Raw genomic sequence first — 14,803 nt, 5'->3', positions numbered from 1 at the left:
CTTTTTAAATTTTTCAAAATCTAAGAGAAATACACTTTTCCTCTCATATTCTCACTCCTTTTCATAATTCTTCTCCTTATAGACCTATACGAAGTAACATGTAAAAGGATCATCCTCTGAATGAACTGATTCTAGCGTAAAACCTTTTTTTATCATAAAAAAAGTAGCCAGAAAAAGGGCTACTCTCAGCTTATACTTCATCTTCTCTCATATTCAACTTGATAAATATATTCTATATACTGATTAAACTGGTCATCATAAACATATTTAAATGACCATTTCATCATATTAGTAACTAATTTATAGATCCAGTTTGATGGAATCAATGTAACATTCGCTATAAACTTTGTTCCTTCTGGGAGGATTTCGAGAATGTATTCTGTCCTACTTATTCCTTCTTTCGTCTTCGTCTCTACTACAGCATAAAAAGGTGGATCATACTTAGAATAAACAGCTTGTAACTCATACACCTTTTTTCCAATTTTTTGCCTTGTAGTGAACATCGAGCCTTCTTTTAAATCACTTTCATCTCCATCATAATGATTTTCAATGATTTGTGTATTCCATTTTAATACATGTTGATCTTTATTAAGACATTCAAAAACTAAATCTATATCTGCCTCAATCTCTGCTTCAAATCTATAACATTGTATTTCTTTCATTTGTCTTTCTCCTAAATAATTTAATAAACACCCAAATATAATTATAACCTATTTAGGGAAAATTTGTTAAACTAACCATTCATTTTTACTATGCAATCGATTCATATTCATAAACTCTTTGCAAGAAGAAAGACTATTTATCTATGACATTCCTCGGAAGCTCGTTACGAAGTATACTTCTCCACATATCAACCAATCAGAAGAACCTTCCGTTCCCTTCTTGCACGCAAAGTTATTTTAGCGACAGGTATTCAAGGTGGAAGAGAATGCTCGTTCGAACGGCCGCTTAGATGCTCCACTACTTACTAGACGTGAAAAAGAAATCCCCCTCCCCGACCTACCATTCTTAGAGGCAGTCCCTGTTCGTTCGGAGTGTCAAATGTAGATATGGATAATCACGTCTCCCTTCTCATTTCACCTTGGGGATACCAAGTATATCGTGGAAGCTAGTAATGAAAATTTCATAGCTACTCCAAAATGCCTAACTACCTTAGCGAAGTTAGGTTCCTTTTAATTCACAATAACAACCAATTGCTATAAATACTTCCTATGAATATCGAATCAATTTCAAATTCATTATAAACTTACACTTCTATATATGTTTAGAGTTTAAACACTCGGGAAAAATAGAGGAAATACCTTACAGAAATGAGCTGATACTATCGATAATTCAATTAAAGGCGAACATAAGGAATTCCAACAGAACATAACTAAGCACTCAACATACAATCTCATCTCTGGTATTCTCTTCGGACTTGGTTTGGTTGCATTTATTGATGAGATGGTATTTCACCAACTATTAAGTTGGCATCATTTTTATGATCAATCCACAACAAAGATCGGATTACTTTCTGATGGGTTATTCCATGCGTTTAGTTGGTTCGCTACAGTAGCAAGTCTGTTTATGGTGGCTGACTTACGCAGAAGAGAATCTTGGTGGAAAAAAAGATGGATTGGCGGGGCTATATTAGGTATTGGTTTATTTAATTTATACGATGGTTTAATTCAACATAAAGTGTTCAAATTACATCAAATTCGCTACGGAGTTGATGTGCTACCTTATGATTTGGTATGGAATATCACTGCTGCAGTGATTACGATTATCGGAATCATTATCATCCGAAAAACTAGTCAGTCACAAAGTAAGTAAAGCTAAAAGGGGGACACTATGCCTGCTCAACAACACTTTGACATAACCATTCTTTCATTTATTTTAGCGACTCCTTTTTTTCTTTTAATCATTCTCTATGGAATCGCTGTCATCAAATCTAATCAATCTTACCGTCAGTGGCCATGGTATCACACAGCATGTTGGATTTGTGGAAATGTACTTTGTATATTAGCAGTTGTTGGTCCTTTAGCAGAGGCATCACACCAATTTTTCAGTGTCCATATGGTTGCCCATTTACTTTTAGGCATGATTGGCCCACTATTTATGGTACTAGCAAAACCAGTAACGCTCCTACTACGTTCATTACCTGTAAAAACGGCTAGAAAAGTGACTACTACCTTAAAAATGAGACCATTTCACCTTTTATTAAATCCCCTATTTACTACGGTGTTAAATATTGGTGGACTTTGGTTATTATATCGAACGGAATTATTCACAATGATGCATCATTCAATGGTGTTGTACACCGTCATTCATGCACATATCTTCCTAGCTGGTTATTTTTTCACAGCATCAATCATCTATATTGATAAGCTTCACCAAGGTTATAGTTTTCAATTTCGAGCCATTATACTTATTTTAGCTCTCGCTGGACATCAGATTCTAGCCAAATCTTTTTATGGTTACCCTCCTTCAAGTGTAGAAAGAATGGAAGCTGAAAAAGGAAGCATGATTATGTATTATGGAGGCGATATTGTTGACCTAGTGATTATTATTATTTTCTGTTATCAATGGTTTAAAGTGACAAAGCCTAAAAGGTATCAACCTCATTCTGTGTAATCAGAATTTGAATAGCTAGTGGACTCTTTTTGCAGTAATAGTGCAATCCACTAGCCTTCCTATCAATATACTTTCGATTCTTTTTTCATTTCCTCAATAACCGATTGCCCTTCGGTTTGATCTGCATCGTTCCATTGCCATTGTTCATGTAATCTCATTCGCCCATCTGGAAGGTATTCAGGCGTTGAAGAACAAGTACCACCTCTTACTTCATCTTTACTATTTACATGATTATAGTTAAACAATAAAGAACCATCCTCATTTACAATACCGATTAACGTTCCTTTTCTAATCTGTCCGCCATAGTAGCTAGCAGATAGGATATTCCCCTCTTGACTATAATCAAAATAAGTTTGATCAGAGACTTCACCATTATTTGTATTCTCTATTGATACAAATTTCTTTCCGTTATAATTAATCAATTTGATTCCTCGCTCTCACTTTTTATTAAAGAGACCCAATAAGCATCTCCGCCTCCAGGTGCAGAAGCTCTTATCTCCCCACTAAAGTAGATGATTACTTCATCACCGACTGACAATTGACCTACCTTTTTTTCTGACATATAAGTTGGTAATGTGAATTCAACTCCTTGATACATGTATGTTTCTCTTAACTCTTGTTTTGATTTGTATTTAATATTTTCAGCATTCGGCACAACCCAAATAGATTGCCCACTTTCTATAATGACACCCTTGTAGGTCGGCGTATATGTAAAGAAAAGAAACCCTCCAATACTAATAATGAGGAAAAGAGCTAAAGTACAGATGAGATACTTTCGTAAGATTTTCATCCTCTACCTCCTTACCACCTACTTTCACCATACATTCCCTCTAAACAAGTTCTATTCTCCTGCAAACAAGCCGAGTAGATTTTCTTATTTTTATCAACGCCCCCTAAATTTACTTATTATTAAAAATATTTTAACAGAAAAATGGTAAGATGAAGCAGAATACAATAAAAAAATTAAAGGAGGATAATATGCGTAGATTCTTAAAGTTATCTATTGTCGCTTTTCTCGTTTTCTTTTCTACTCTATCATTCGATTCTTCGCAAATATCTGCTGCTACCTTACCAGTATCACAAGCCATCGACGTGCAAAATAACTCTGTACAATCGGTGGAAGGCTATATAGTAGGTAAGCCTACCTCAGCCAATACGGTAATTACGGGCAACTATCCAGATGATTACTCCTTAGCTATTGCTGATTCTCGCACAGAAACAAATACTGCTAATATGCTTTATATTCAGATTCCCTCACAATTCCGCACACAGTTCGGTCTTAAGAGCAACCCCGAATTACTTGGTGAAAAAATAACTGTAACCGGCAATCTCACAGCGTACTATTCACATCCTGGATTGAAAAACACAGCTGAAATGATCAAACAATCCGAAGAAGAGGAACCTGAAGGACCTGATGAGGAAAATAATGCCCCTGGTTCTTATTATGATTCTGCAACTGGAAAAACAGGCGAAGCATTAAAAACCGCGTTACACAATATCATTGATGACCATACCGAAATTTCCTATAGTGCCGTTTGGGAAGCATTAAAGGCAACGGATGAAGATCCAAATAATACGAATAACGTCATCCTTCTATACACAGGCAGATCACAAAGTAAATCAACGAACGGTGGAAATTCAGATGAATGGAACAGAGAACATGTGTGGGCTAAATCGCATGGCGATTTCGGAACATCTATGGGTCCTGGAACAGACCTACATCATCTACGCCCCACAGATGTATCAGTGAATGGCTCTCGTGGTAACAAAGATTTTGATAATGGCGGATCTCCACAAGGTGAAGCACCTGATACCTTTACGGATAATGATTCTTGGGAACCACGTGATGAAGTAAAAGGGGATGTCGCGAGAATGATTTTCTATATGGATGTCCGTTATGAAGGCGACAGTGGCGAACTGGATTTAGAGGTGAACGACCGCGTAAGCAACGGTTCAGCTCCCTATCACGGCAAACTCTCAACGTTAATTGAGTGGCATAACTTAGACCCTGTAGATGACTTAGAACGACAAAGAAATGATATTATCTATAATGACTATCAACATAATCGTAATCCATTTATCGATCACCCTGAATGGGTTGAAGAAATTTGGAATTAATTAAGGAAAAGAAAAGCAGTCTTCAATTCTGACTCTAAGAGTCTCAATTTGAAGGCTGCTTTTTTATTTTCATTTACGCTTTTGCTTAAATGCGGCCAAGATAATGAGCAAGGCGATACATGTAAAACCCCCTGCAATAAGAGGATTGATCTCCACATGATATTGATCGATGATGATTCCACCAACAGTTGAACCAATAGCCATACCAACATGAACCCCTGAATTATTTAAACTTTGTTGAATATCAGACGTTTCTGGCGCAGCAGATACAAGATAGCTCTGGATAGCGGGCTGCAAAGACCAACTTAATAAATTCCATAACAATAGTGCACAAATAAACAAAGCAAGAGAAAACTGCAAATACGGGATAAGGATAATCGTAACAATAAAAGCAGAAAGTACGATGATAATAGATCGTTTCGCACCTAAGCGATCCGTAATCTGCCCACCTAAAAAACTACCACATACAGCAACGATACCAATAATAAGGTAAATCAAACTAAGCGAATTACCAGTAATACTCATCGTCTCACTAAGAAAGGGTGTTAAATACGCATATAGACTCATATGACCGGCAAAAAAGAGAATCGATGTCAGTTGAACGAGTACAATCTTTCTATTTTTTAATGCTTTTAACTGTTCCTTTAAAGGTAAACCTCTTTTCGCCTCTATTGGACCTAATGCAAAATAAACAACAATCATGATGATTAATGTCAGAATCGAAATAAACAAGAACGGCGCTCTCCAGCTATATTCATTACCTAACCACAAGCCGAATGGAATTCCAAAAACAAGGGACGCACTGACCCCCATCAGTACAATACCAATCGCTCTCGCTCGATATTTTTCACCACTAATTTGTGAAGCAATCGTGAGACATAATGAAATAAGAAGAGCCGCACACATAGCCGATATTACTCTTCCAACCAACAAAGATACATAACCGTCCATAACAACAATCATTAAATTAGATAAGAAGAAAACAAAGAGAACGAATAGAAATAACCGCTTTCTCTCTATCTTCGCTGTTAAAGATAATAGTACAGGACCAGATATGGCAAAGCTTAATGAAAACAAAGAGATCAACATCCCCACTTCACCAAGCGACACACCTAAATCCGTTGCAATAAGTGGCAAGATGCCCGCAATAATTAACTCAACCAAACCGACAATAAAAGTAATTATGGTTAGTAAATACACTCTTTTATCCATCTGACCTTCCCTCCACGCAAAAAGGCAGCGCTCCCTATAAAAGCGGGAGGCGCTGCATTCAAACATATTCTATGCGAATTCGCTAACATGACGCCCATAGCCATGTCGCCATTATTCATTTATAAACAAAAATAATTTATCATTTTGAACATGGATTGTCAATCACTCACTTTTTCTTCTTACCAAACACTTTTACGCCTATTATCCAAAAGATAATCATTAAAATTGTACTGACAATTAATACAGGAATTGCTCCAAACTGAATAATAAATGGAACGGCTGCAGCTGTAATAAGCCCGCCACCTACCATCGGTTCAAATACAATTTGTTTATAGCCAAAGGCATTGAGTGCTGGCGATTTGTTCTCTGGATCGACTGTTTTCATTAGCATAATTCCTGTTGCAGCCACACCTGTAGACTGTCCGAAATCTCCTAATCCTCTTTCAAACCAATACTCAGGTATCATACGAGGACCCAGATATAAGAATAACCCTACATTCAAGACAATTCCAGCAATCGCTAAAATAATGAACGGAATGAAATTCTCACCAATGACCTGTAGACTAAGTGAAGCCATCGCACTAATGATTAGGAAATCAAGAGCTACACCTTGAATACGATTAATTAATTCGCGATCAACTAATTGATAACGGTCAAATTTGGATAAGAATAATTGTAACAATATTCCCCCTATCATTGCGAATGGAAATAAAGGAACATATTCAAATAAATAAACACCTATAGCTGGCCCATAAGTAACAGCCTCAAGCCATTGAAACGCTTCCAATAATAAGAACCCAATAAAAATAGATAGCCCAACAAATCCAATATGAAGCGTTAACGGCTCAATAGACATCGGCGAAGTAGTTTGCAGACCCGCTGATGAACGATTATCGACCTTAATAATACCTGACTGCTCCTCTACAGAAATCTCATCAGGGTGACTCAATGTTTTAGATTTGCCATTACGTGCTCCCCAATTGATTAAAATCATCCCTACGATGATACCTGCAAGAATACCGACTGTCGACAAACCAATTGCCAAATCATAACCTTCTTCAAAACCTAAAGAAGTAAATGTCCCTTGTAAACCCGCCGCTGTTCCATGACCACCAACAAAGGCAATCTCAATTAAGGCGCCTGCAGCAGGACTAAGTCCAAAAAGAGGTGTAATGATGGTGATAGCAAGTAAAATACCCACTACATATTGAGCAAAAGAGAGTGTATAACCTAAAGCAATATGCGGCCCACCAATCCGCCACATTTTTTTGGGATTAGGTAATTTAAACCCTATAAAAAGACATGCAAAAACAATATTAATTAAAAGGCCTGGCAGACTAGCCCAAACTTCGACCATCTCAGATGTAAAAATTCCACCTTCGCGTCCAAGTAGCCTTCCTAGTATTTCTGGTCCTAATATAAGTGCAATAAAACCCGCAATTAATGATGTTGGTAAAAACAATCTTTGAAGTAATTTCACTTTAATTCTTACCCATTTACCAAGCACTAAAATAATCGCCAGGATAAGAACTGAAAAAGCAGCAATCGTTAAGTCCATTTATTCATCCCCTTTGTATTTCATTTAATTTCCCCATTTTTCTTCTAGGGAAACCTATAGAGAGTGACCCGTGAATTATACTACATGCCGAATAAACTTGTCACATGAGAGAATAAATAAAATAATTCCATCTATTCCGAGACCACCGAAGAACTACCTGCCCCAAAGAGAGCTAAATAAAAAAACGGCTATTGTGAGTTTTTCCCATACAAACCGTTTCATTCAACAATTCCTGAGAAGAAACAACAAAGAAGAGTAAGTGTATCGAATCACTTACTCTTCTTTCGGACACCATTTAGTAGTAAAGACTTCTTCTGCAGCCGAACTTCTCATCCATCAATCCTTCATCATAGCGGGTCAATCAGCGTCTCCCAACGCTCTTCTGACATCGTGCCGATTCCATTTTCAGCTGCATCCATTCCATAAACAAACTCAATTTGTAATTCTGCTTAAATTTTTTAAGAGGCAAGTTCTATGTCTGGATTATCTTTTTGAATCAACTCATTGATTTCTTCAAAGGAACCTTCATAATGTCTATACGACCATTCCAAGGCCATTTTCTCTAAAGTAATCCATATAATTCAATTAATTATTGCGATGAAAGCTGGCTAACAAAAATACTCCTCCGTTCAAAATGAAAAAAGCCTTCTGATGTAATTTATTTAATGCTTCTTTAACCGGCATTGTACTGACATTCAATTGGTCAGCTAATTTTCTAATAGAAACTCTTCTACCTGGTGGGAATATACCGGAGACATTTATACACTTCTTGAGAAAATGTGGGGACGGTAATTTCTTCGCTTATATGCATTTATGGGATCGTCACCTCCATTATGTGATATGTGATCACAGTTATAGCTTCTATGATACCTATCACATAGAGAGACGCAATGAATCTGTTAAAAATATGACAAGGAAAATTTTAGCACCCATTTACTATATTGAGACAAAAAAAGAATCTTTTCCCTCAGGTTGTTCTATTTCCTTATACAAATAATCTTTCAGCTTCCCTTCATATTCAACCTGTATAAAGGGGATATTGCGGAGATCATACGGAGTGATTAATGATAGCGGTTTTTCAAATTTGATGCTGTCAGTTGCGTGGATGACGGAAGCTACAAACTGAGAACAGAAGAAAGCTTTTCTTCTTTTCAAAGGTTTATTAAACAGCACACCAAATAGACCAAAGAGATTATAACGATAATCCTCCTTTTCAGATTCGATTGTAGCGATATATTGTTCCATTTTCCTCAGTTCTTCATTATTAACTGCGAAAGAATAAATGATGCAATCCGCATGCTTCAACAATCCTTTGTTTATATTCTCTACTACAAACCCACCGATAAAGGGATTCCGTGGCTTTTTCCTGCCAAAACTATATACTTTTGCTAATTCATGATCAAAGGCGATAGATGCATGATTATAACTTCTCTTCGTATAGAATTTTATCAATTTCGTAAAGTACGTACCTGTATCTGTAAGCAAAATATAAACCTTCTTGTCACCTAAACCCATTACCGTCTCTCCTCTAGCCAACGAATGAAATATAAACAAATCCCGATAGCCACCATTTTTTCCGATTGCTTAAGATAAGCATACAAAAGGAATCATGACTGATTAACTAGCTAGAGACTAAAGTTTCGCTAGGTCTTTGGTCGTAATTCATCACACGCTTGATTCCTTTTCAGTTATCAGGTGCTTCTTACGGATGAATGGAGTGGTGGATTTATGAAAGTTAATATAATCAGCTTCGTCTATGTACCGTTTTTTTTGAACACTTGCAAAGCTCTTTCGTTATGCCATCTTCCTTGGTTTCTCTCTGGATGAACGCGCTAATTCCTTTGGCTCCGCTCACTTTCTTAAACTCTTCATCAGTTTGAGTTGTTACTAAATATGAAAAACCCGAATCCTTATACATGGACTCGGGTACATCAATATTGTTTTATTTTTTCCTCATTTCCTTCTGAATTTTCCGTAGGGCTTTCTTCGATCCTCGATTAATATCGTGTTCCATTTTCCTTGTAGCGAAATCAGTGAATAAGGTTTCTAAATCGTAACCTTCTGGATATAGTTCCTGTGCTGGGAGATTTAAAGTAATTCGTTTGACATTTACTTCAATCATTTCTCCTTTATAGTAGACCACAACATTATAAAATTGATCCATTTCTTTGTAGATAATCGCAAAGTCATTATGATCCAATAGTTTTACTCTGTCCCCTTTTTTATAATCATATTTTGCTGCAACTGCTTCGCTCTTGTGTTTAGGCTGACGTATTTTATCTGGATTCACTTGCTTTAGTTGATAATCTTTATTCTCCATATAAGCTTCTGCTCGCTTTAATACGGATTCTTTCATATTCATTTTGCGAGAAATCCATAATGCGTTACTATCTCCTGATTTCCCGATAACTAACTGATACAACGGTGATAAAGTTTCCTGATCGAATTGCATCGCTGCGTTCATAAAATCACTATGCAATTCTGAATAACGTTTGATTTCCCCATAATGAGTGGTTGCAATGGTTAGACAGCCCATATGATAGAATTCCTCTAATATCGCAATTGCAAGTGCTGCCCCTTCATTCGGTTCAGTACCACTGCCAATTTCGTCAAATAATAAAAGAGTACGATGATTGGAGGCGTTCATGATTTCCGACAAGTTTTTCATATGAGATGAAAACGTACTTAATGCATTTTCTATACTTTGATTGTCGCCAATATCAACGAAAATATGTTCAAAAATGGCGATCTCCGTTCCCTGTTCTGCCGCAATATGAACCCCTAACATCGTCGCTAAAGTTAAGAGCCCAATTGTTTTTAATACAATTGTTTTTCCACCGGCATTAGGGCCAGTAATGATTAAGCTTCTATAATCTTTACCAATCTCAAACTGGAGGGGTACAGCATCTTTCGGCAACAAGGGATGCTTACCATTCACTATTTTAATATAGCCATAATCATTGACCTTCGGCTGTATACCAGCAATATGCTTACTATATTTCGCCTTCGCAAATACCATGTCATACTGGCTAATTAACTCCATATTTACTTTTATCTTTTGTAACTCTTCTACTATCATCCCAGAGAGTGTCGCTAATATTTGGTATTCTTCCATCTCTTCTTCTACTTTAAGGCTTGCTAATTCTGCACTCAGCTTCGAAACGGTCTGTGGTTCGATAAATACAGTAGAACCTTTAGAAGATACTTCAATAATGGCACCTGGCACTTGACCTTTATAAGAGGCTTTAATTGGAATTGTATATCTGTCATCTTTTTTACTAATAAAGAACTCTTGGATATACTTCTTATTCGTGCCATTGTTTAAAAATTTATTTAAACGCTCGTTAATTTTTTCTTCTGTCGCTTCTTTTTTAAAACGGATTTTTTTTAACTCTCTACTTGCCGACGAATCAATACGACTGCCTTTAATCGTAAAATTGATCTCTTCCTCTATTGTCTTCATTTCAGACATCGACTGAGCATAAGAAGCAAGCGTTGGTGCGAAAAACTCTTTGCTTTGCATGAATTGTTTGATTTTGCGACAGCCTCGTAAAAAGTCAGATAAACTAACTAAATCACTCGGTTGCAAAATAATGTCCTTATCAAGTGAATCAATAATGCTTTCAATGTTTGTAATACCTACAAAAGGAATATGGCCCTCGGCATCTATGATTGCTCGAGCCTCAGTAGTTTCCTGTAAGCGGTTGTTCACCACTTTTATATTTGTACTCGGTGCTTGTTTATCGATTAACCTTTTACCTAAACCGCTCACACAATAAGATTGCACAATTTGTTTTAATTCGTTATATTGTAGTTTTTCAAATGTCATATTATTCAATTTCGATGCTCCTCACTCATTTTTTCATTGTGAAGACACCTACTTATTAGATTCCGATAGATTTTTAGACAGAAAAAGCTGCAGGGATACCCCGCAGCTTTTACATTTATAAGGCTAGAAGACGTCATGAACCATAAGAAAAGCTAGATATAGCTTCCCTGTTCATCACATGCTTTATAAAGTATAGTAGGTATCTTCATAGGTTGAAATCAATCCATAACAAATAGCAGGGGATCACTAATAAAATTTTCCCCTTTTGTTATTGCATTCATTTCAAATTTAATTGCCTATTTAGAACCTACTGCACTCATAAAGGCACCTCTCGATTTTTATTATGGAATCTAATTACCAGTATCATATCATATCGATAAAAAGAAGTAAATATTCATCTTTTCTCTTATGAATGATTTATTCTGTCAAAATCATCAAGTAACGCACGTGCTTCATCAGTTGACTTTGTATTCATTAACTGATTTCTTAATTCTCCCGCTCCTTTAAAGCTTCGAACATAAATTTTGAAAAAACGATGAAGGCCGGTATACGGGCGCAGCTCCAACCCTGCATATTGATCATGAAGATCGAGATGCAATCTTAATAGGTCCAATAATTCTTTACTACTATGCTCTTTGGCTTCCTTTTCAAAAGCAAATGGGTTTTTAAAAATACCTCGGCCAATCATTACACCGTCAATTCCGTATTTTTCTGCCAGCTCTAGTCCCACTTGGCGGTCAGAAATATCACCATTAATTGTTAACAGCGTATCAGGAGCTACCTCATCACGGAGCTTTTTAATTTCTGGAATCAATTCCCAGTGTGCGTCTACCTTACTCATTTCTTCTCTCGTCCGAAGATGAATCGAGAGGTTGGCAATATCTTGTTTTAAAATATGCGTGAGCCAATCACGCCATTCGTCGATTTCACTATAACCGAGCCTTGTTTTTACACTAACAGGCAGTCCCCCTGCTTTTGCCGCAGCAATCAGCTCAGCAGCAACATCCGGACGACAAATCAATCCGCTACCTTTACCGTTTCCAGCAACATTCGGCACAGGACAGCCCATATTAAGGTCAATGCCTTTAAATCCTAGTTCCGCCATACCAATACTCATTTCACGAAAATTCTCAGGTCTATCTCCCCATATATGCGCCACCATCGGCTGCTCATCCTCTGTAAAAGTCAAGCGACCACGAACACTTTTTTGTCCATCAGGATGACAATAACTTTCCGAATTTGTGAATTCAGTAAAAAACACATCTGGCCGTGCTGCCTCACTAACGACATGACGAAAAACAACATCCGTCACATCCTCCATCGGTGCAAGCACAAAGAATGGGCGTGGCAACTCACGCCAAAAATTTTCTTTCATCATGTATTCAATCCTCTCACGGTGAGATATCTATTTATCAAATATACCTTCTTCACTTATAGCATGTTTACACACTGCTTTTCAAACAACAGTTAATTTTGACATTTATAGTTTATCATATCGGGGAATAAGATGGTTTGTATGAGAAGGTCACTTTATGCCCCCTAAACGAATAGGAATAAAACAATAACAAGAGTGGGGGGCAATATAATGGATAAACGCGTACAATTCGACTTCGAAATAGAATTTACCAATGTTACAAGGACAAGATTTTCGCTTGGATATTGACGAAGATACGATCTCAGATGAAGATCTAGCGAACTACATTGTAGAAGATATGAGATTGTTAATGGTGGGGAAAGTAAACATACTTAATAAGAGAATTATTCATGAGGAACATAAACGTGTTTAGGAACATTGAAAGAAGAAAACTTTATGAACCTGAGCTTATGTTGATTTTTCCTTCCTTTTAATTCACCTCATTTTATTTAATGTGTTTTTACTTTATATAATGTTTACTAAAAATAATACAAATACTCTTGGAAAATCACACTGAACTACTAGGTTAATTTCCTTTTTGATATTCCTTTACCTCTAACATTAATCGTTTAAAATACACCGCAGCTTGGTATACCTTTCGCTCTCTTCTCCAATTTAATATAACAAAAAACAATAATGGTAGTAATAGTAATATGACGAAATTTTCCGGAATTAAAACTTTATAAATTGAATAAAGGAATACAATTACCGAAACTAATATACCTATATGTTTTGAAGAATCATAAGATGCTTCAATTTGCTCCATTCTAGCTATTGCAAATATAACTGTGTCCCTTTCTAGCCTCTTTAGACTATTCAATTTGTGTATTGACTCTCCTATAGAATTTTGAAGACTAAAATTTACATATATCCAACTGATTAATTTCTTATTATTACTTATTAATATATTTTCCTTTATTTCTCTAACTCTCATTTTACCACCTCAATCAATATATCGGTGAGAAATCACTTCATTTAAATGTATAATGTGTGAAGTTTCTTACTTAATTTCGTACTTTGTTAGTATAAGAATACACTACTTCTTCCCAATTTGATTTAACACGCTTTTCTTTAGATAGTGTTCTCTTATCAGCCTCAAGCCTTAAACCAATATACACAAATAGCCCATACTCTTTAGTAAATAATGGATATAAAATATACATAAACTTTCTCTCAGGAGGAATCTCATGTATATATCAAATAGAATAGGCTTCTTAAGTTGGGGGATGACTTGCCTATACTTTCTTATTGAACCTTTCTTCATTTTCACCACAACAGCGTCTTATAGCTATTTACATCATGCTATGAGTGACCTTGGTGTAACTACCTGCGGTGAATTCACTTATGCATTCGCACCTTATGAAATATGCTCCCCTCATCATGTGGGGATGAATGGACTCTTTGTGTTTAATGGATTAACCTTTTGTATCGGAGTACTATATCTCTCCCAATATTTGTGCAAATCATTGATTAATCGAATGGCAACATCGTTTATCCTTTTAATAGGCATTTCTACCTTTATCTCAGGCATAATCCCTGCTGATGTCAATTTATTAGGGCACTCTATTCTCGTATGGATCGCTATGATAACCGTATTTCCAGGCCTACTCATTTTCGCTAAGAAACTGCCAGCCATTAGAAAATGGACATATTTTTGCACAGCAAGCTTAATATCTACTACTATTCTGATTTCACTTGTTCCACTCTTTCCTCTCCCTTCAGGATTACTTCAAAGACTTTTTTATTTCATATTGTTTATTTGGGGAACAGTATCCACTTATCTTTTAATAAAGCGTTCTAAATCTTTGCCTGCGTCAAATTAAGATGCAGGTTTCTCTTCAGACATCTTCTTTATTTTTGTTCCTTTTATCCTTTATTAAATTACGGAATAGTATCACAAACCCACTAATAATCAAGCCCATCACTACTACGGGTATGACGTAATAAATAAAGATAATAAACATTTCCGTCTCTTTACTCCATTCCACACCAATACACCGTCCTCTGTTTTTACTTCTTCTCATCTGTTAGATTAAGAGTCGTTTTACATATCATCTAT

At 36.3% G+C, this 14,803-nt stretch carries 15 protein-coding genes and 1 pseudogene; 5 read left to right on the top strand and 11 right to left on the bottom strand.

What is annotated here, in order from left to right; translation table 11 throughout:
- Positions 1–197: 197 nt before the first annotated feature.
- Positions 198–662 (bottom strand): SRPBCC family protein, encoded by a 465-nt coding sequence (locus tag LG276_RS04195; protein WP_251162782.1) that lies wholly within the window; start codon positions 660–662, stop codon positions 198–200.
- A gap of 673 nt (positions 663–1,335) precedes the next feature.
- Between LG276_RS04195 and LG276_RS04190 the strand changes: the two genes are divergently transcribed.
- Together LG276_RS04190 and LG276_RS04185 are read left to right on the top strand one after the other, a co-directional pair.
- A complete protein-coding gene (locus tag LG276_RS04190) occupies positions 1,336–1,812 on the top strand; it encodes a DUF2243 domain-containing protein (RefSeq protein WP_373370942.1) in 477 nt (158 codons plus the stop codon).
- Between the two features lie 18 nt (positions 1,813–1,830).
- On the top strand, positions 1,831–2,613 hold the full coding sequence (locus tag LG276_RS04185; protein ID WP_251162783.1) for a cytochrome c oxidase assembly protein: 783 nt from the start codon (positions 1,831–1,833) through the stop codon (positions 2,611–2,613).
- A 62-nt stretch (positions 2,614–2,675) separates the two neighbouring features.
- Here LG276_RS04185 and LG276_RS04180 read toward each other — a convergent pair whose 3' ends face one another.
- Both LG276_RS04180 and LG276_RS04175 read right to left on the bottom strand, forming a co-directional pair.
- Complete coding sequence (locus LG276_RS04180; RefSeq protein ID WP_224934464.1) at positions 2,676–3,035, bottom strand: n-acetylglutamate synthase; 360 nt, start codon at positions 3,033–3,035, stop codon at positions 2,676–2,678.
- Complete coding sequence (locus LG276_RS04175) at positions 3,032–3,403, bottom strand: DUF3221 domain-containing protein (protein ID WP_224934462.1); 372 nt, start codon at positions 3,401–3,403, stop codon at positions 3,032–3,034. The genes LG276_RS04180 and LG276_RS04175 overlap by 4 nt, the downstream gene beginning before the upstream one ends.
- A 188-nt stretch (positions 3,404–3,591) precedes the next feature.
- On the opposite strand from LG276_RS04175, the gene LG276_RS04170 reads away from it, so the two are divergent.
- Positions 3,592–4,731, top strand: a complete 1,140-nt coding sequence (locus LG276_RS04170) for an endonuclease (protein WP_251162784.1) — start codon at positions 3,592–3,594, stop codon at positions 4,729–4,731.
- A gap of 69 nt (positions 4,732–4,800) precedes the next feature.
- Here LG276_RS04170 and LG276_RS04165 read toward each other — a convergent pair whose 3' ends face one another.
- The 6 genes from LG276_RS04165 to LG276_RS04140 form a co-directional block, all read right to left on the bottom strand.
- Positions 4,801–5,943, bottom strand: coding sequence for an MFS transporter (locus tag LG276_RS04165; protein ID WP_224934458.1), 1,143 nt, complete (start codon positions 5,941–5,943; stop codon positions 4,801–4,803).
- A 166-nt stretch (positions 5,944–6,109) separates the two neighbouring features.
- On the bottom strand, positions 6,110–7,501 hold the full coding sequence (locus LG276_RS04160; RefSeq protein ID WP_224934456.1) for a sodium/glutamate symporter: 1,392 nt from the start codon (positions 7,499–7,501) through the stop codon (positions 6,110–6,112).
- Between the two features lie 585 nt (positions 7,502–8,086).
- Entirely contained in the window at positions 8,087–8,221 is a 135-nt protein-coding gene (locus LG276_RS04155) for a GntR family transcriptional regulator (RefSeq protein ID WP_404294386.1), read from the bottom strand.
- Positions 8,222–8,437: 216 nt separating this feature from the next.
- Positions 8,438–9,016: a hypothetical protein gene (locus LG276_RS04150; RefSeq protein WP_251162785.1), complete on the bottom strand. Its 579-nt coding sequence runs from the start codon at positions 9,014–9,016 to the stop codon at positions 8,438–8,440.
- A gap of 427 nt (positions 9,017–9,443) precedes the next feature.
- Positions 9,444–11,339, bottom strand: a complete 1,896-nt coding sequence (locus LG276_RS04145; RefSeq protein ID WP_251162786.1) for an endonuclease MutS2 — start codon at positions 11,337–11,339, stop codon at positions 9,444–9,446.
- A gap of 397 nt (positions 11,340–11,736) precedes the next feature.
- Entirely contained in the window at positions 11,737–12,705 is a 969-nt protein-coding gene (locus LG276_RS04140; protein WP_251162843.1) for a tRNA-dihydrouridine synthase, read from the bottom strand.
- A 210-nt stretch (positions 12,706–12,915) separates the two neighbouring features.
- On the opposite strand from LG276_RS04140, the pseudogene LG276_RS04135 reads away from it, so the two are divergent.
- Positions 12,916–13,117 (top strand): annotated as a pseudogene (locus LG276_RS04135) (cyclase).
- Between the two features lie 153 nt (positions 13,118–13,270).
- On the opposite strand, the gene LG276_RS04130 reads toward LG276_RS04135, so the two are convergent.
- Positions 13,271–13,678: a hypothetical protein gene (locus tag LG276_RS04130; protein ID WP_251162788.1), complete on the bottom strand. Its 408-nt coding sequence runs from the start codon at positions 13,676–13,678 to the stop codon at positions 13,271–13,273.
- A gap of 253 nt (positions 13,679–13,931) precedes the next feature.
- On the opposite strand from LG276_RS04130, the gene LG276_RS04125 reads away from it, so the two are divergent.
- The gene (locus LG276_RS04125; protein ID WP_251162789.1) at positions 13,932–14,567 is read left to right on the top strand and encodes a DUF998 domain-containing protein; all 636 of its coding nucleotides are present in this window, start codon (positions 13,932–13,934) and stop codon (positions 14,565–14,567) included.
- Between the two features lie 15 nt (positions 14,568–14,582).
- On the opposite strand, the gene LG276_RS04120 is transcribed toward LG276_RS04125, so the two are convergent.
- Positions 14,583–14,732: a hypothetical protein gene (locus LG276_RS04120; RefSeq protein WP_251162790.1), complete on the bottom strand. Its 150-nt coding sequence runs from the start codon at positions 14,730–14,732 to the stop codon at positions 14,583–14,585.
- Positions 14,733–14,803 lie beyond the last annotated feature (71 nt).

The sequence above is a fragment of the Cytobacillus kochii genome (assembly GCF_044790165.1).
GTDB classification, from domain to species: domain Bacteria; phylum Bacillota; class Bacilli; order Bacillales; family Cytobacillaceae; genus Cytobacillus; species Cytobacillus kochii.
Note: the sequence above shows the minus strand (reverse complement) of the source record. Positions and strands in the feature narration are given on the sequence as shown.

Coding starts and splice junctions, on each gene's coding strand:
- LG276_RS04195 (WP_251162782.1), bottom strand. CDS start 662: ATGAAAGAAATACAATGTTATAGATTTGAAGCAGAGATTGAGGCAGAT.
- LG276_RS04185 (WP_251162783.1), top strand. CDS start 1,831: ATGCCTGCTCAACAACACTTTGACATAACCATTCTTTCATTTATTTTA.
- LG276_RS04125 (WP_251162789.1), top strand. CDS start 13,932: ATGTATATATCAAATAGAATAGGCTTCTTAAGTTGGGGGATGACTTGC.
- LG276_RS04165 (WP_224934458.1), bottom strand. CDS start 5,943: ATGGATAAAAGAGTGTATTTACTAACCATAATTACTTTTATTGTCGGT.
- LG276_RS04160 (WP_224934456.1), bottom strand. CDS start 7,501: ATGGACTTAACGATTGCTGCTTTTTCAGTTCTTATCCTGGCGATTATT.
- LG276_RS04170 (WP_251162784.1), top strand. CDS start 3,592: ATGCGTAGATTCTTAAAGTTATCTATTGTCGCTTTTCTCGTTTTCTTT.
- LG276_RS04140 (WP_251162843.1), bottom strand. CDS start 12,705: ATGAAAGAAAATTTTTGGCGTGAGTTGCCACGCCCATTCTTTGTGCTT.
- LG276_RS04175 (WP_224934462.1), bottom strand. CDS start 3,403: ATGAAAATCTTACGAAAGTATCTCATCTGTACTTTAGCTCTTTTCCTC.
- LG276_RS04150 (WP_251162785.1), bottom strand. CDS start 9,016: ATGGGTTTAGGTGACAAGAAGGTTTATATTTTGCTTACAGATACAGGT.
- LG276_RS04130 (WP_251162788.1), bottom strand. CDS start 13,678: ATGAGAGTTAGAGAAATAAAGGAAAATATATTAATAAGTAATAATAAG.